Source organism: Bacillus andreraoultii (assembly GCF_001244735.1).
Taxonomy (GTDB): domain Bacteria; phylum Bacillota; class Bacilli; order Bacillales; family Caldibacillaceae; genus Caldifermentibacillus; species Caldifermentibacillus andreraoultii.
On sequence record NZ_LN868936.1, the window covers coordinates 22,005 to 38,000 of the forward strand.

11 protein-coding genes are annotated in these 15,996 nt (G+C 36.3%); 4 read left to right on the forward strand and 7 right to left on the reverse strand.

Annotation, left to right across the window (positions count from 1 at the left end; translation table 11 throughout):
- Window positions 1-207 precede the first annotated feature (207 nt).
- Window positions 208-1,284 (reverse strand): D-alanine--D-alanine ligase, encoded by a 1,077-nt coding sequence (locus BN2144_RS03420; protein ID WP_033826931.1) that lies wholly within the window; start codon window positions 1,282-1,284, stop codon window positions 208-210.
- Between the two features lie 439 nt (window positions 1,285-1,723).
- Window positions 1,724-2,500, reverse strand: coding sequence for a hypothetical protein (locus tag BN2144_RS03425; RefSeq protein ID WP_050632193.1), 777 nt, complete (start codon window positions 2,498-2,500; stop codon window positions 1,724-1,726).
- 423 nt (window positions 2,501-2,923) lie between these two features.
- On the opposite strand from BN2144_RS03425, the gene mgtE reads away from it, so the two are divergent.
- The 3 genes from mgtE (at window position 2,924) to BN2144_RS03440 (ending at window position 7,766) form a co-directional block, all read left to right on the forward strand.
- Window positions 2,924-4,285 (forward strand): magnesium transporter, encoded by a 1,362-nt coding sequence (mgtE, locus tag BN2144_RS03430; protein ID WP_033826933.1) that lies wholly within the window; start codon window positions 2,924-2,926, stop codon window positions 4,283-4,285.
- 577 nt (window positions 4,286-4,862) lie between these two features.
- The gene (locus BN2144_RS03435) at window positions 4,863-6,233 is read left to right on the forward strand and encodes a hemolysin family protein (RefSeq protein ID WP_033826934.1); all 1,371 of its coding nucleotides are present in this window, start codon (window positions 4,863-4,865) and stop codon (window positions 6,231-6,233) included.
- A 351-nt stretch (window positions 6,234-6,584) separates the two neighbouring features.
- Window positions 6,585-7,766: an FtsW/RodA/SpoVE family cell cycle protein gene (locus BN2144_RS03440; RefSeq protein WP_033826935.1), complete on the forward strand. Its 1,182-nt coding sequence runs from the start codon at window positions 6,585-6,587 to the stop codon at window positions 7,764-7,766.
- A 309-nt stretch (window positions 7,767-8,075) separates the two neighbouring features.
- Here the strand turns inward: BN2144_RS03440 and BN2144_RS03445 are convergent, their stop codons facing one another.
- From BN2144_RS03445 to BN2144_RS03465, 4 genes are all read right to left on the reverse strand, one after another.
- Window positions 8,076-9,737 (reverse strand): IS1182 family transposase, encoded by a 1,662-nt coding sequence (locus BN2144_RS03445; RefSeq protein ID WP_230199692.1) that lies wholly within the window; start codon window positions 9,735-9,737, stop codon window positions 8,076-8,078.
- Window positions 9,738-10,011: 274 nt separating this feature from the next.
- The gene (locus tag BN2144_RS03455; RefSeq protein ID WP_033826937.1) at window positions 10,012-12,015 is read right to left on the reverse strand and encodes a TRAP transporter permease; all 2,004 of its coding nucleotides are present in this window, start codon (window positions 12,013-12,015) and stop codon (window positions 10,012-10,014) included.
- Complete coding sequence (locus tag BN2144_RS03460; protein WP_033826938.1) at window positions 12,008-12,541, reverse strand: DUF1850 domain-containing protein; 534 nt, start codon at window positions 12,539-12,541, stop codon at window positions 12,008-12,010. The genes BN2144_RS03455 and BN2144_RS03460 overlap by 8 nt, the downstream gene beginning before the upstream one ends.
- A gap of 150 nt (window positions 12,542-12,691) precedes the next feature.
- Window positions 12,692-13,705 (reverse strand): TAXI family TRAP transporter solute-binding subunit, encoded by a 1,014-nt coding sequence (locus tag BN2144_RS03465; protein ID WP_033826939.1) that lies wholly within the window; start codon window positions 13,703-13,705, stop codon window positions 12,692-12,694.
- 343 nt (window positions 13,706-14,048) lie between these two features.
- Here BN2144_RS03465 and BN2144_RS03470 point away from each other — a divergent pair, with 343 nt between their 5' ends.
- Window positions 14,049-15,362: a short-chain fatty acid transporter gene (locus BN2144_RS03470; RefSeq protein ID WP_033826942.1), complete on the forward strand. Its 1,314-nt coding sequence runs from the start codon at window positions 14,049-14,051 to the stop codon at window positions 15,360-15,362.
- Between the two features lie 354 nt (window positions 15,363-15,716).
- On the opposite strand, the gene BN2144_RS20245 is transcribed toward BN2144_RS03470, so the two are convergent.
- On the reverse strand, window positions 15,717-15,996 hold a 280-nt coding region (locus BN2144_RS20245; protein WP_033826940.1), incomplete at its 5' end, for a hypothetical protein.

Below are 15,996 nucleotides of genomic sequence, written 5' to 3' on the forward strand. Positions count from 1 at the left end.
ATTTTCAGGAAAATACTTTCGTGTCCGAGCCTTGGCGGAACAAGATCCTTGGGTTTCTTCGGCTGCGAGGATGCTTTGCGAAAAGCTTATGCGTATAGGAAAGTAGAAATTGGAAGATTTTTACTTTCCTATTAGCCTAAACAAACTTCCCTCCTTACGATTGCTTTTCGTATGAGGAGGAAAGTCCAGTGGAAGAAACAGAGCCATTTAATCAAGTGTGTAACGAATTTGTTGTTTTTCTTGATAACGCTCAAGACCAAGTTGGATGAGACGATCAATTAATTGTGGATAATCAATCCCTGTATGTTTCCATAGAAGTGGGAACATGCTGACCGGGGTAAAACCTGGCATCGTGTTTACTTCATTAATTAATACTTCACCCGATTGAGTTAAGAAAAAGTCTGCACGCACAAGACCTGAACAATCAAGAGCCTTAAAAGCTTGAATTGCCATCGTTTTAATCGTTTCGTATGTTTCATCAGATATTTCTGCTGGGATAATAAGGGCTGTATCCCCATCCTCATATTTCGCCGTATAGTCATAAAACTCAGTTTTTGGAACAATTTCACCTGCGACAGAACATTGTGGGTCATCATTTCCTAGAATTCCAACTTCAATTTCTCGGGCGACAACACCTTGTTCAACAATAATTTTTCGGTCAAATTGAAAAGCCTCAACAAACGCTTGAACTAATTCTTCACGATTATTACATTTACTTATTCCTACACTTGACCCTAAGTTAGCAGGCTTAACAAAGCATGGATAGTTTAATGTCGCTTCAACCCGTTCATAAGCTATTTCTGAGTTCCCTTCCCATTCATGACGAAGAACGGAAACATAAGCCACTTGGTTTAATCCGGCATCTCGAAATATGTTTTTCATAATGACTTTATCCATGCCCGCAGCTGAAGCTAACACTCCATTACCTACATATGGGAGATTTAGTACTTCCAATAATCCTTGCACCGTTCCGTCCTCACCATTAGGGCCATGTAAAAGTGGAAAAATAATTGCAGGTTCTTCTTGCCCGTTACCTAATTCACCCGTAAATAAAGCGGGAGTGGTAGAAGTAGATTTTTGTATTTCTAATCTCAAATCAGATAATTGTTTGACAGGTTGTTCTAAAGCATCCCGTTTTATCCATTGTCCTTGTTCCGTTATATAAATTGGACTAACTTCATATTTTCCAAAGTCGAGTGCTCCTATAACAGCAAAAGCCGTTCTCACGGACACCTCATGCTCTGCCGATTTTCCTCCATATAACAAATAAAGTTTTTTCTTCATGATTGTGCCTCCAAATGACAAATTAAAATATATTTTAGAATTCGTTAACATGTATCTATGCTTACATTCCAATTTATTTTACCATTAATTATAGATCTTTAAAGGTATTTTTTAGCTAATAGGAAAGTAGAAATTGGAAAATTTATATTTTCCTATATATAAGCGCACAAGAAAGCTTTGAGCATTACATCAAAGCCGAAAATAAGCTTTTTCGGCAAACTCTAGTCTCTTGGTTTCCTGAAGGCTCGGACGCCCGAGTTTTCTTTATCTCATTTATTCTTTTTATCATATTAAAAAAACAAGGTTTTCTGTACCTTGTCTTTAAAAATACGTAAGCAAATGACGAATATTTTTCAACATTAGGAAAAAGTCACACTTTATAATCAGTTATTACCGTTACAAATAGGAAAAACTTTCCTTAGAGAGAGTGAATGACCTTTTACTTGTTGAAAATTAATTGCCATTCTTTTACCTTTCGATCAAATATTAAATATCCATGTGCTTCATTTTCAGCTGTTTCTAAATAATTATCGACCATTTCATCCATATCACTAAAATCACCAACGACCCAAAAAGGAATCTCAATTTGACCACGTGATTGATTAAAATAATAAAATGAAAAAACAAGCCCTTCCGTCAATACGGAGTTCAATTGATGCAATACATTACGATCGACTGGAGGGTAGATTTTCTTTTTTCGAAACCCAATAAAGGATCTATCTAATTTTACATCTCCTAATTTTGCCGCTAAAATTCCACCTAAGGAATCATAAAAGTCATTCCAATATCGATAATAGATTTTATTATACCAACCATCATCTTCAGTTAAATAAGCAAAACGATTATTAAGTTTTTGAAAAAACGGGAGTGATAGGTGCTTTTTCATATGACCTAAATATAATAATTCCGCTAGTTCTTTACCCTCAATCGTATCCAAGCTAAAGGCGTCTTCAAAATCTACCCAGCAAAACTCACCAGAACGATGGACCCCTTTTTTCATAAAAGAATCGACTTGTTCTTTTAGTATATAGTCTAGCTGAGTATGCAAATGAAATTCTGTTTCTTCATAATGATGTTTTAATAAAAGTAAATTTGCTAACGGTTCTTGTAATGATTTGGTAAACTCTTGAAAAGTTATTCCATTTGAAATAACATAATGATCCCGTGTGTTTACCAATATGTATATTAAGTCTTTGAAATCATCATTTCTGGCCACCACGTTCATCTCCCATAAAATTTTTCACTTACCCTTATTGTAAGTTTGCATATAATATTCTTGTATTAAATTTATTTTTCATTTACATTACGAATATATAACTGGTTGGGAATCTCTTTTATACGGCATACTGCACAATACTATTTTATCAAATGTCGGTAAATATTTCCTTTTTATTCTATTCACATAGAAAAAAACGACATATAATAGGATGGTAAGTAACTCAACCACCTTGTCTTACATGTATATATGTGTGAAAATAATAATGTTGGATGTATTGGCATTTGGACTCTTTTGATTCCGCCTTTCTAGTTAGAAAACGTCAGTTGAACAACCTTAGACGTAAACTCAACTAAAAATATCCACTTACAATAAGGTTTCTCAATTGACCTAAAAAAGTCTGTTTGGAGGAGGGATCTTTTCATGAACAATATGATGAATGAAGAACAACTATTGCTTACGGTTGTAAAATACTTAAAAGAAAACAAACGCCATGACCTTACCTTACTAATTGATGAATTACAACCGTATGATATTGCTAATTTATATAAAGACTTACCAAATAAGCTGAAGACACGTTTTTTATTCCACCTGGACAACCACTTATTAGCAGATGTCATTCAAGAAGTGGAAGATGTAGATCTTCAATTTGAAATCTTAAATAAATTAACAATCGATAAAAAAGGCGAAGTCCTGAACTTAATGGATAACGACGACCTCGCATCTTTACTTCATGATTTACCTTCTGAAAAAACAGAATCACTTCTCGCTGAAATGAAACATGAAGAGTCGACCATCGTTCAGCATATTATGAAGTATCCTGAAGAAACAGCAGGACGACTTATGACAAACCGCTTTGTATGGATTCGTGATGATTATACGGTCCGGGATGCTGTCGATAAATTAAAAAACTTCGCCGAATATGCAGAAACCATAAACTATCTTTATGTCATTAATGAACGTCGTCAACTTGTTGGTGTCGTCTCATATCGTGATCTTCTTTTAGCGGATATTAATAATCAAATAAAAAATATAATGTTTGAACGGGTTATATCTGTTTCTGACTATACGGACCAAGAAGAGGCCGCGCGAATTTTAGAACGGTATGACTTCTTAGCTTTGCCTGTTGTGAATGAAAACAATATATTACTCGGAATTATTACATTCGATGATATGTTAGACGTTATTATTCGTGAGGCAAATGAAGATATCGAGAAATTATCCGCATCAGGTAAGGCAATTGATTTTGATACAAAGGCAGGCGTTGCAGCTTGGCGAAGATTACCTTGGCTCATTTTACTACTTCTTATCGGCTTATTTTCCGGAAGTATTATTAGTCATTTCCAAAAGACATTAGACCTTGTCGTTGCACTAGCCTTTTTTATGCCAATGATTTCTGGGATGACAGGAAATACAGGAACGCAATCGCTTGCTGTCGTTGTTCGTGGATTAGCTGGACAGGATTTAGATAGGAGGGCAATTTCCCACCTTATTTTACGGGAATTTTTCGTCGGTGCAATTATCGGAGTTATTTGTGGTATTCTTATTTCACTCATTGCTTACTTCTGGCAGGGGAATATTTACATTGGACTTGTCGTAGGTCTTTCCTTATTTTTAACGTTAATTATTGGAACATTGGCTGGAACTATCATTCCACTCATTCTTTATCGATTAAAAATTGACCCTGCCATTGCTTCAGGTCCATTGATCACTACATTAAATGATATCTTTTCGTTAACAACCTACTTCACAATCGCAACAATATTCCTTGATAAATTATTATAATTTATTTTTGGGCTGTTTCTATAGCAGCCCTCATTTTGTTTCTCATGATTTATGATGATTTTTCATAAAATAAAATAATTAGCTCCCAAAAAGGTCAATTTTTAAGTTTTGAGGTTGTAAAAAACAGATATGATAGGGGGCTTGTTTAAAAAAACAAGTATCATATGTAGTACGAAAATGTTTGAGTGATTTTTTGGATATGAACAATAAAATAAAATTTGTTTTTTTTATCTGAATATTTAAATAAAATAAGTAATGAATGATTGACTCTATCGATTTATAAAACTATAATATAGGTAAATATAAGTTTTTCACTTTATCCATTTTTCACAAAAAATAAAAGTACAATCGTACACATATACTGTCTGTGGCGTATATTTATTCCATAATGACAACCGTGTTTCCACCTAACACCATTAACAAAAGCCATTCTTTTATAGTACAATATATGTAAAAGGGAGGTATGTGCCCTCGTAAAAATGACGAGTTACAGCCAGGCTACGAATAGATAGAAAAACGATTTTAATTCTTTTAGGAGGTGAACTCCCTACCCTACAATTTAGGGGAGGGGATTTGGTTGGACGACATAGTTGGCCTGATTTACATCGCTATTTTAATTGCTTGCACTGCGTTTTTTGTAGTTTCCGAATTTGCTATTGTTAAAGTGCGCCATTCTCGAATAGAACAACATATTGAAAAGGGAAAAAAGAGTGCGATTGCTGCTAAAAAAGTCATTACGAATCTTGATGAGTATTTATCGGCTTGTCAACTTGGAATTACTGTTACAGCATTAGGAATTGGTTGGCTAGGAGAATCGACTTTTGAATCTATACTTTCAAAATTGTTTACAAATATTAGTATTCCTGATTCTGCATCCCATATATTAACGATTTCAATAGCCTTTTTAATCATGACATTCCTTCATGTAGTTGTAGGCGAATTAGCACCAAAAACATTCGCGATTCAAAAAGCAGAGCAAATTACATTATTTGTTTCTACTCCATTAATTTGGTTTTATCGATTGATGTATCCATTTATTTGGGTTTTAAATGGATCTGCACGACTCATAACAAGAGCCTTTGGTTTAAAACCGATGAAAGGAAATGACAGCGCTCATACGGAGGAAGAACTCCGTTTAATATTAAGTGAGAGTTATAAAAATGGCGAGATTAACCAGTCAGAATTTAAGTATGTAAATAAAATTTTTGACTTTGATAATCGAATTGCAAAAGAAATTATGGTACCGCGAACAGAAATTGTTAGCATTGATATAAATGACTCCACAGATAAATTACTGAACATTGCCCGTACTGAAAAGTTTACACGTTACCCGGTTATTGACGGAGATAAAGACCATATTGTCGGCTTTATTAATATGAAGGAATTATTAACTTCCTATATAAATAAAGAAGATTTCTCAAAACAATCTGTTCGATCTTTTATTCGACCGATTATTCGGGTCATTGATACAATTCCAATTCATAATTTACTTGTTAAAATGCAAAAGGAACAGATTCATATGGCCATTCTTTTTGATGAATATGGTGGTACGAGTGGACTTGTCACCGTGGAGGATATTGTGGAAGAAATTGTCGGAGAAATTCGTGATGAGTTTGACTTAGATGAAATTCCATTAATTCGTCAAATGGCGGATCAACATTATATTTTTGATGGTAAAGTTTTAGTAAGTGAAGTTAATAATTTATTATCCCTTGATATTGATGATGAAGATGTCGATACAATCGGCGGATGGTTTTTAACTGAGAACTTTGAGGCTAAACAAGGTGATACGATTCTTTACCATGATTACCAATTTAAGATTATGGAAATGGAAGAACACCATATTAAATATATCGAAGTGAAAAAAATTGTTACAGATCATCGAAATGAAGATACTGTACAACCAATAAAAATTGCTCCTGCAAATACAGAGGCAATCAGAATATAATATGATATAAAATCATTAAATGTGAGGATAGAAGGGCTTTCCTATAAATGCTGCTTTCTATTGTACGCTATCTACTTTAGCGCGAACGGAAACCATTTATTAGGGTAGGTCCTTTTATTTTGGTTGTAACATGTTGCCTACTTCATCTTAACATCACAGACCACCCCCTACTCCATATAGTTACCAAATTTTTGTTTTTGCTACTTTTATTAAATCGATTATAATGAATTTATGTGTTATAACATACTTAGGCAAATCATCATTGCACATTTAAATATGCTCATACAGTGTGTTTCCTATATGCTATAATAGTTTTTCAAGAGATTCTTTTAATGTGAAAAGGTGAAAATGATGGAAAATGAAAAAAAAGCCCCTGATCGTTTCGATTGGAACTTGGCATTTATATTATTTTTATTTTGTATAATCAGTTTGGTTGGAATCTATAGTGCTCAAAATTCTGGGCAATATGAAAAAAATTTCATGCTTGATCAGTTGATGTGGTATATTGTTGGAGCTGTAATTATTGGCGTATCGCTTATTTTTGACCCCGACCAATACAAAAAATTATCTTGGGTTTTTTACGGATTTGGGATCTTATTACTGTTAGCTCTATCCTTAGCTCCACATTGTCAAACGTGTATTGCTCCAGAAAGAAATGGTGCGCATAGTTGGTTTATCATACCTAATGTTGGTAGTATCCAACCATCTGAGTTTATGAAAGTTTTTCTAATTATGGCTCTCGGTCGTCTTATATCAGACCATAATCAGAAGAATGCAGTGAAAACATTAAAAACTGACTTTTGGCTTTTAATAAAAATTGGGCTGACGACACTATTACCATTGATTTTTATTATGGAACAGCCCGATTTAGGTACAGGACTTGTATTTATGGCTATAACAGCTGGCATGATTCTAGTTTCTGGGATTTCGTGGAAAATTGTCGTTCCTACCTTTTCTGCTGTTGCTGCTATTGGTGCAACGATTATCGGAATTATGTTATATTTTCCGGAATTTTTACGAAATCATATAAGTGCCTATCAATATGGTCGAATTTACGCATGGCTAGACCCGTACAGCTATTCTTCTGATGAAGGGCTACATTTACTAAGTTCACTCCAAGCAATTGGTTCTGGAGAAATTTTCGGTAAAGGATTTATGGGAAAAGAAGTCTATGTTATGGAACGACATACCGATTTCATCTTTAGCTTAATCGCTGAAGAGTATGGTTTTATCGGTGGCAGTATTGTTATTAGTTTATTCTTCTTACTCGTATATCATTTAATAAAGATTGCTCTAGAAACGAAATCACAATTTAACTCTTATATTTGTACGGGGATTATTAGTATGACCGCATTCCACGTATTTCAAAATATTGGGATGACGATTCAAGTATTGCCTATTACTGGGATTCCACTACCTTTCCTTAGTTACGGTGGGAGTTCCTTAATGGGTAATATGTTCGCCATGGGATTAATTTTTAGTATTCGTTTTTACCATAAGAACTACATGTTCTCGACAGATACAGAGGAATAGAACAAAGCACACTTCTTTGACCCTTTAATAAGGGTAACACAATGGACAAGCTTCGTATGAATGGGCTTGTCCGTTTTTTATTGTTGGATTATTTAGGTGTGCTTGTGTGGATGTGGCTCATGATCACTTCCATTCGATTAGCCATGAGTTGGGCGTTTGTATTCGCTCTAGATGACCTTCGTAGCCATTTCCACCGCAAATCGGGCATCTTAGACTAGAGTTCGCCCAAAATAGAATTTTTCAGCTTTGATGTAGCTGCTAGATCCTTCCTTGCGCGCTTAAGCGCACAAGGAAGAGGCTGGGACATAACTAGCCAAAAGTAGTATATAAAAAGGTTCCAGGCAATAAAAAATTTGCTTGGAACCTTTTTTGTGGGGTTTTTCCATTTCTCGTCACTATTTTACCGCTGATGGCGGTGACTTTTCTCATATTCACCGCCATCAACGCAAAGGCTAATTCATTTTTCACTTTCTGTTTTCCTCTGACGGAAAAACGAGTGAAACCTAAATTAGCCTTCAGAAAACCGAACGCTGGTTCTACATCAATTTTACGTTTTCCGTAAATTTCACCAGTTTTCTCGTCTGAAAGCTTCGTACGTACATATTCTTTTTGGGACTCCCACTTTTCATTTATGTAGACTTTTCGGTTGTTCCCTTCTTTTGCTTTCGTGCATAAATCGCGGAGTGGACAATCCGAACAGTCCTCACACTCGTACACTTTAAATTCACGGGTGAATCCGTACCTGTCTGTTCGTTTGGAATGATGGCTAAATCGTACTTTCCGACCATTTGGGCACAGAAAAGTATCTTCGTCCTCATTATATTCCCAATTATCTACATGAAAAGCGTTGTCCTTATGCTTCTTTTTCTTCTCCTTTCGATATTGATTGTATGTAATAAGTGGCGTTCGATTTCGATTCTCGATGATATCTTCATAATTCTGTTCGCTACCATATCCTGCATCCGCGACAATGAATTCCGGAAGCTCGAAAAAGTTTTCTTCAATCGTGTCGAGAAAAGGAATTAAAGTGCGTGTATCGGTCGGGTTTGGGAAAACATCGTAAGCGAGCACATATTGACCTTCCGTCGCAATTTGGACATTGTAACCAGCTTTCAATTGACCGTTCTTCATGTAGTCGTCCTTCATGCGCATAAACGTCGCATCTGGGTCCGTCTTTGAGTAACTATTGCGATCACCGAAAATCTCCATATCGTTTTGATACTTTTGTTTGCGAGTAATGTAATCCATCCATTGCTTCCGAGATTGTATGGGTAATTTGCGTTCGGAACGGAGCTTTTTCCGTTCACTCCCAACTTCAGATACTTCAATCTTTTTATTATATTCCTCGATTTTCTCGTCTAACTTTTCGACTACTTCTTCCATTTCTTTGACGGAAAGTTCCTCTTCCTTTTCTCGCTCTATTGCTGGGATGATCTCCTTCTCTAGCAGCTCATCATACAGTTGATTGGACTTTTCAATTAGCTTATCACTATATCTTTCAATGGACTTCCGCCATACAAAGGTGAACTTATTTGCGTTTGCTTCAATTTTTGTACCATCAATAAAAATGGCTTCCTCTTCAATCAATTCCTTTTCCACGAGCTGATTTCGGAACTGGACAAAGCATTCACGTAGGATGTTTTCAATGAGTGGATTAGAACGGAAGCGATTGATGGTGCGATAGCTAGGTTCATGTCCTTGAGCCAGCCACATCATGCGGATACTATCCTGTAATAAAGCTTCTATTTTACGGCCGGAAAACACGGATTGCGTATATCCACACAAAATGACTTTCAACATCATACGAGGATGATACGCGGGACGGCCGGTTTGTCGTATGAAGTCCTCGAAAGCTTCTTCGGGAATACTCTCGACAAGATCATTGATCGCAAAAGCAATATCGTTTTCTTTCAACTTAATTTCTAAATTTAGCGGTAAAACTACTTGATTCATGTTATAATGTTTAAACATAAGGGCACCTCCAAAATTATTGTTTCGTCACTTTAATTTTATCAAAAGGTGCCCTTTTTGTTTACTAGAATTGTGACAAAAAAGGCGTTGGGTCTACACTTTTTAGTGTAAGCTCCAACGCCTTAATTTTTATTTTACTGAAGTTTTGTCCCAGCCTCTTCTTATTAGCAAGCGAAAGAAGCCAGGTGCTAAAAAAACTGGCTTCTTTCGTTTCACAAAAAACATATAAGAGACAGTACCAACGAGTGGCACTGTCTCTAAACATGCTTCATTCCTACATACTAGCTCCTTCAGCTTTCATTCCGGTACCTTTCCCCTTTTTAAAAATAAATTGGTAAGCAATCATTGCAATAAATCCAATGAGACCAATAAGATCAGAAAAGCCTTCTGGATAAATCAGTAATAAACCGACAATGACTGAAAGAAGCCGTTCGATCCAATTTAAGTTAAAATACCAGTAACCGATTAATCCAGCACCAATGGCTACCATTCCCGTTACTGCGGTAAAGATAATCCAAATAATTCCGAGAAACGTTGTATCAATCATTAATAACTCCGGCTGTAATACAAACATATAGGGAATAATAAAAGCAGTGATTGCAAGTTTAGAAGCATTAACCCCTGTTCGAATTGGCTCTCCACCTGATATTCCCGTTGCCGCAAACGCAGCGAGAGCAACTGGTGGTGTAATATCCGCAACAATTCCAAAGTAAAACACAAACATATGTGCAGCAAGGACAGGAACGGCTACTTCTAATTGGTTATTCAGTGCTAATATTGCTGGTAATGCAATGGTTGACGTAATGATGTAGTTTGCTGTTGTTGGTGACCCCATCCCAATAATAATTGACGTGATCATTGTGAAAAACAGTGTTAATAGTAATAATACATCCGGATTGCTTGTCATTGTTTGAGCTAAACCAACAATTCCATTCCCTAATTTTAATCCTAGACCGGTTTTCGTTACGACACCAACAATAATCCCTGCACAAGCAGTCGCAGAAGCAACACCTAAAGCTGAACGCGCCCCCTCTGTTAATGCAACAATAAATTTCGAGAAATTAATTCTTGTATCTTTTCTAAATAAACTAACGACAATCGTAAATAATATCCCATATAGTGCTGCACGAGAAATACTCGTCCCACTATTCATAAAGAGGATAATCGCAATAATTGGTGATAACAAATATATTTTCTTTAAAACTTCTATCTTTGGTGGTATTTGGTCAGCTGGCAATCCCTTTAGTCCCATCTTTTTAGCTTCTAAATGGGTCATAATCCAAATCCCTGTAAAGTATAATAGCGCTGGGATTGCTGCTGCCTTAATGATTTCTATGTAAGGAACACCTGCATACTCAATCATTAAAAACGCTGCTGCACCCATAACAGGCGGCATAATTTGCCCTCCTGTAGAAGCAGCTGCCTCTACCGCTCCAGCAAAGTTCCTCTTATAACCGAGACTTTTCATCAGTGGAATCGTATAAGAACCAGTCTGTACAACGTTCGCAACGGAACTACCCGATATCGTCCCAGACAATGCACTTGTAAATACAGCAACTTTTGCCGGTCCTCCTGTACGTTTACCAGCAATAGCAATCGCTAAATCATTGAAATAATTTCCTACTCCTGTTTGAACAAGGAAGGCACCGAACAAAATAAATAAGAAAATAAATGTTGATGAAACTTGAAGTGGTGTTCCAAGAATTCCTTCTGTCGTAAAAAACATCGTATCAATTAATTGCTCTAAACTTAACCCTCGATGAGCAAGCATCCCAGGCATGTATGGACCGTATAAAGCGTAAAGTAAGAAAAAAACTGCAATGACAACTAATGGTACACCTACGACTCTCCTCGCAGCCTCCAACACGAGAATGATCGCAATCCCTCCAATAATTAATTGTGTCGTATTAATTCCGCCTATTTTTTGTACGAGTGAATCATAATATAACGGCCAATAACTACAAACAAGTAGTGCTAGTAATGCAAGACCATAATCATACCAAGCAACTTTCTTACGTGGACTCTTCTTCCTGGCCGGAAATAAGAGAAAAATTAAAACTAACGCAAAACCTAAGTGAACAGTTCGTTGAATATAAGCGGTATATTCTCCAAAGGCCCCTGTATAAATTTGGAAAATGGAAAAGCCAATTAATAATGCAAGGACTACACCCGACATCACACCGGTGAGATTTCTCGTTCTTGACTCAGCATCGTATTTTTCCATTAATGCTCTTTGTTCTTCTTCCGTTAACTGAATTTGGTCATTTTTCTCAGTCATGTATTTCATCTCCTTTCATAGATTGCCATAAAGATAGATTAACGACTTTTACGGTGTACCAATTTCCTGGTTGAAAGTAATGATTAAATTTTACAATGTGCTCGTCATTTTTTCCCCACACAAGTCGATGTTCGGAAACCGTTTCACCATTCCTAATTTTCATCGATGGAAAAATATTTCCTACATTTTTTATATGATACTTTCCATCCTCGTAGACAAAAGTTTGACCCTCTTCTGCATTCGACGGCATTCCAATCCCAAACTCCTCAAATATAAATTCATATTCCTCAATTGTGTCGTCAGGCAAAACACGGTATTTTTCAATTACATCGGTTAAGTGGATGGAATGAGTGAAAATAATTTGAAAGGTATCCCCCGCATTAACTGGAAGATAGGCAGTAATTTGATCTGTATTTTTTTCATAAAACACGACTGCCTTTTTTATTGGAAATGATAAAAATAAAGATAAAAACAAAATGAGGAAAAGCACACCAATTATGAAGTTCATGATTTTTTTCTTCTTCACGTTAACTCATCCCAAAATTATAGTATTAAGAAGAGACTGGTAGCGTATGGATTTTCACCATCATAGCCAGCCTCTTAAAAGATAGTTATTGTATTCAATTGTGCATAAAAATATTTCAAACAACGTTGCCCTTGAAAATACTCAAATATATTATTCTGTTAAAGCACCAGCTTCTTTAAAATATTTTTCCGCACCTGGATGTAAATCAATACCGATACCTTTTAGTGCATTTTCTAGTTTAATATATTCACCTTTTGCATGCGTAATTTTATCTGCATTTTCATAGACTGCTTTTGTCATCTCATAAACTGTATCTTCTGGAACACTATCAACAACAGCAAGCATAGCAAGAACAGCGACTGTCGTTACATCTTCTTTCAATCCGTATGTTCCAGATTTAATTGTATCAGCTGCATAGTATGGATATTTCTCGATTAAAGCATCAACTTTATCTTGAGCGATTGGAACAATTTTTACTGGATTAGTTGCAGATAAACCTTCAACTGCCCCTGTAGGCGTACCAGCCGTGATAAATGCAGCATCAATATTTCCATCTTGAATTCCACCAGTTGATTCAGCAAAGTCTAAGTTCTGAGGTTTAATATCGTCCATTGTCATACCATGAATTTCTAAAATTTGCTCGGCATTAATATATGTTCCTGAACCAGGTGCACCAACGGACACTTTTTTCCCTTTTAAATCTTCGACAGACTTAATATCAGATTTCTCCAATGTTACAATTTGAACAGTTTCTGGATATAGGGATCCAAGTGCTAAAACATTCGTTATTTTACCACTTTCTTCAAAGGCATTAATTCCTTCAACAGCAGCAGCCATCACATCTGTTTGAACAAACGCAATTTCCGCTTCCCCTTTACTTAAAGCAAGTACGTTATCTGCTGAAGCGTTAGAAGATACTGCATCTGTTTGAATACCCGTTTTATCCGTAATCATTTTTGCAATTTCTCCACCTAACGGATAATATGTACCACTTGTTCCACCTGTTAACATACTTAGAAATTTCGGTTTTTCCGTTTTTGTCGTTTCTCCTTCTTTTGACCCTTCACTTTTTCCACCAGTCGATGTCTCATTGCCACCACAAGCTACTAGAAAGAGTGACAGGGCAAAGACTAATGCAAATAAAGCTAAAAACTTCTTTTTCACAAAATTTCCCCCTTTTAAAAATATATTATCCCCTTTGTCCATAATAAAGCGCTTACTAAAAATGGTAAAAGGATTAACTACCTTCTAACCAATTCTTCTTAAAAATCGCACTTTATTATTAAGTACAATATAACTAAAAATTAATAACATTGTCAAACTATTAATGTTGTAAAACTGTATTCAGCCAAAGTCACCTATTTCTATAAATGAAGAACCTTCTATCTACCATTATTTGGTTATAGTAATTTTTTCGACAAAGGATATATCGAACTCCTCCTAAACATATATATCCTAACAAGAAGTGATTAAATACTTGTAGGGAGGGATTGAGTTGCTTCGTTCCATGACTTCTTTTTTTGATCGAATGGTAAGAAGATTTTTGCCTGACGCTTTTTTATTTGCTATTATTCTTACATTCATTGTTTTTCTACTTGGGATTATTTTTACAGATCATTCACCCATCCAAATGGCTGAATATTGGGGTACAGGTTTTTGGGATTTACTCGCTTTTACAATGCAAATGACATTGATTGTTGTAACCGGCTATGTCCTAGCATCAAGTCCATTGGTTCGAAACTTACTTATCAATTTAAGTAATTTGGCAACAACACCTAATCAGGCAGTCGTTTTAGTTACTGTTGTGTCTACAATTGGTTGTTTAATTAACTACGGTTTTGGCATGGTTGTTGGTGCCCTACTCGCCACACATGTTATAAAAAAAGTGCCGACCGTCGATTACCGCTTACTCGTTGCCAGTGCTTATAGTGGTTTTCTTGTATGGCATGGGGGATTATCCGGTTCTATTCCTTTAACAATCGCAACAGAAGGACATTTCTTACAAGATATTTTAGGGGTTATCCCTATTACTAAAACTTTGTTAAGTCCATATAATTTATTTATTGTTATCGCACTACTAATCACATTACCCATTTTAAATCGCCTCCTTTTAAAGTCAGGTACATCTGTTAATGATATTCAACCACCTGGTGTAGATGAGAATACTTATGGTGAACTAGAACAAGCTTCAGGGGAAAAAACATTTGCCACTCGCATGGAAAATAGTTGGGTGCTTTCGACACTTATTGGGGTAATGGGCCTCGTATTCATTGTCTATTATTTTATTAAAAATGGTTTGGACCTCAATATTAATATTGTTAACTTTATCTTTTTATTTCTAGGAATCATTTTTCATAAAACACCGCGTCGTTTTCTTGAAAGTGTGAATCGGGCAGTGAAAAATGCAAGCGGTATCATTGTTCAATTTCCTTTTTATGCAGGGATTATGGGGATGATGGTAGCTTCTGGCCTATCAGCGAAATTATCCGAATGGTTTGTTAGTGTTTCTAATGAATTTATGTATCCGCTATTAACGTTTATTAGTGCAGGGATTTTAAATATTTTTGTCCCATCTGGTGGTGGTCAGTGGGCTGTTCAAGGACCAATTATGATTCCTGGTGCCGAAGCTCTAGGTGTTGATTTAGCAAAAACGGCAATGGCTGTTGCTTGGGGCGATGCATGGACGAATATGATACAGCCGTTTTGGGCCATTCCACTTCTTGCTATTGCTGGTCTAAAGGTAAGGGATATTATGGGATTTTGTGTAACTATTCTTCTATGGAGCTTTATTCCAATCGCGATTGGTTTGCTGTTCTTCTAATAAAGAAAACTAGGAAATTACCAGCATTTAAACGAAGCAGTGTAATTTGGGGAAACGGGCATTTAGAAGAGTTTTGGATTTATTGTATTGATAAGAAGTTCGGGGAAATAATCGTCTGGGAGGTTAATAGACGACCGATTTACACTGAAAAAGAGGAAAATGGGCATCTAGAGGAGCAGACGACCGATTCGCGCTGAAAAAGAGGAAAATGGGCATCTAGAGGAGTAGACGACCGATTCGCGCTGAAAAAGCTTGAAACGGGCATCTAGAAGAGTTCTAGACGCCCAATTCAAGATAAAAATTGCAGGAAACCGTTTTTTTTGAAGTTGCCGCAGTTATTTCCGAAGTTGGCCGCTATACTTCCGAAGTTGCCGATATACTTCCGAAGTTGCCGATATACTTCCGAAGTTGCCGATATACTTCCGAAGTCCGAGGCTTTTTTCCGAAGTTGGCTGCTATATTTCCGAAGTTGGCCGCTATATTCCCGAAGTTCCCCGCTATATTTCCGAAGTTGTCCGCTATATTTCCGAAGTTGTCCGCTATACTTCCGAAGTCCGAGGCTTTTTTCCGAAGTTCCCCGCTATATTCCCGAAGTTCCCCGCTATATTCCCGAAGTTCCCCGCTATATTTCCGA

What these genes read in the sequence shown, in the direction of transcription:
- BN2144_RS03445 (WP_230199692.1), bottom strand. Translation starts at nt 9,737, where the DNA reads ATGTTTAAACATTATAACATGAATCAAGTAGTTTTACCGCTAAATTTA.
- BN2144_RS03440 (WP_033826935.1), top strand. Translation starts at nt 6,585, where the DNA reads ATGGAAAATGAAAAAAAAGCCCCTGATCGTTTCGATTGGAACTTGGCA.
- BN2144_RS03470 (WP_033826942.1), top strand. Translation starts at nt 14,049, where the DNA reads ATGACTTCTTTTTTTGATCGAATGGTAAGAAGATTTTTGCCTGACGCT.
- BN2144_RS03420 (WP_033826931.1), bottom strand. Translation starts at nt 1,284, where the DNA reads ATGAAGAAAAAACTTTATTTGTTATATGGAGGAAAATCGGCAGAGCAT.
- mgtE (WP_033826933.1), top strand. Translation starts at nt 2,924, where the DNA reads ATGAACAATATGATGAATGAAGAACAACTATTGCTTACGGTTGTAAAA.
- BN2144_RS03455 (WP_033826937.1), bottom strand. Translation starts at nt 12,015, where the DNA reads ATGACTGAGAAAAATGACCAAATTCAGTTAACGGAAGAAGAACAAAGA.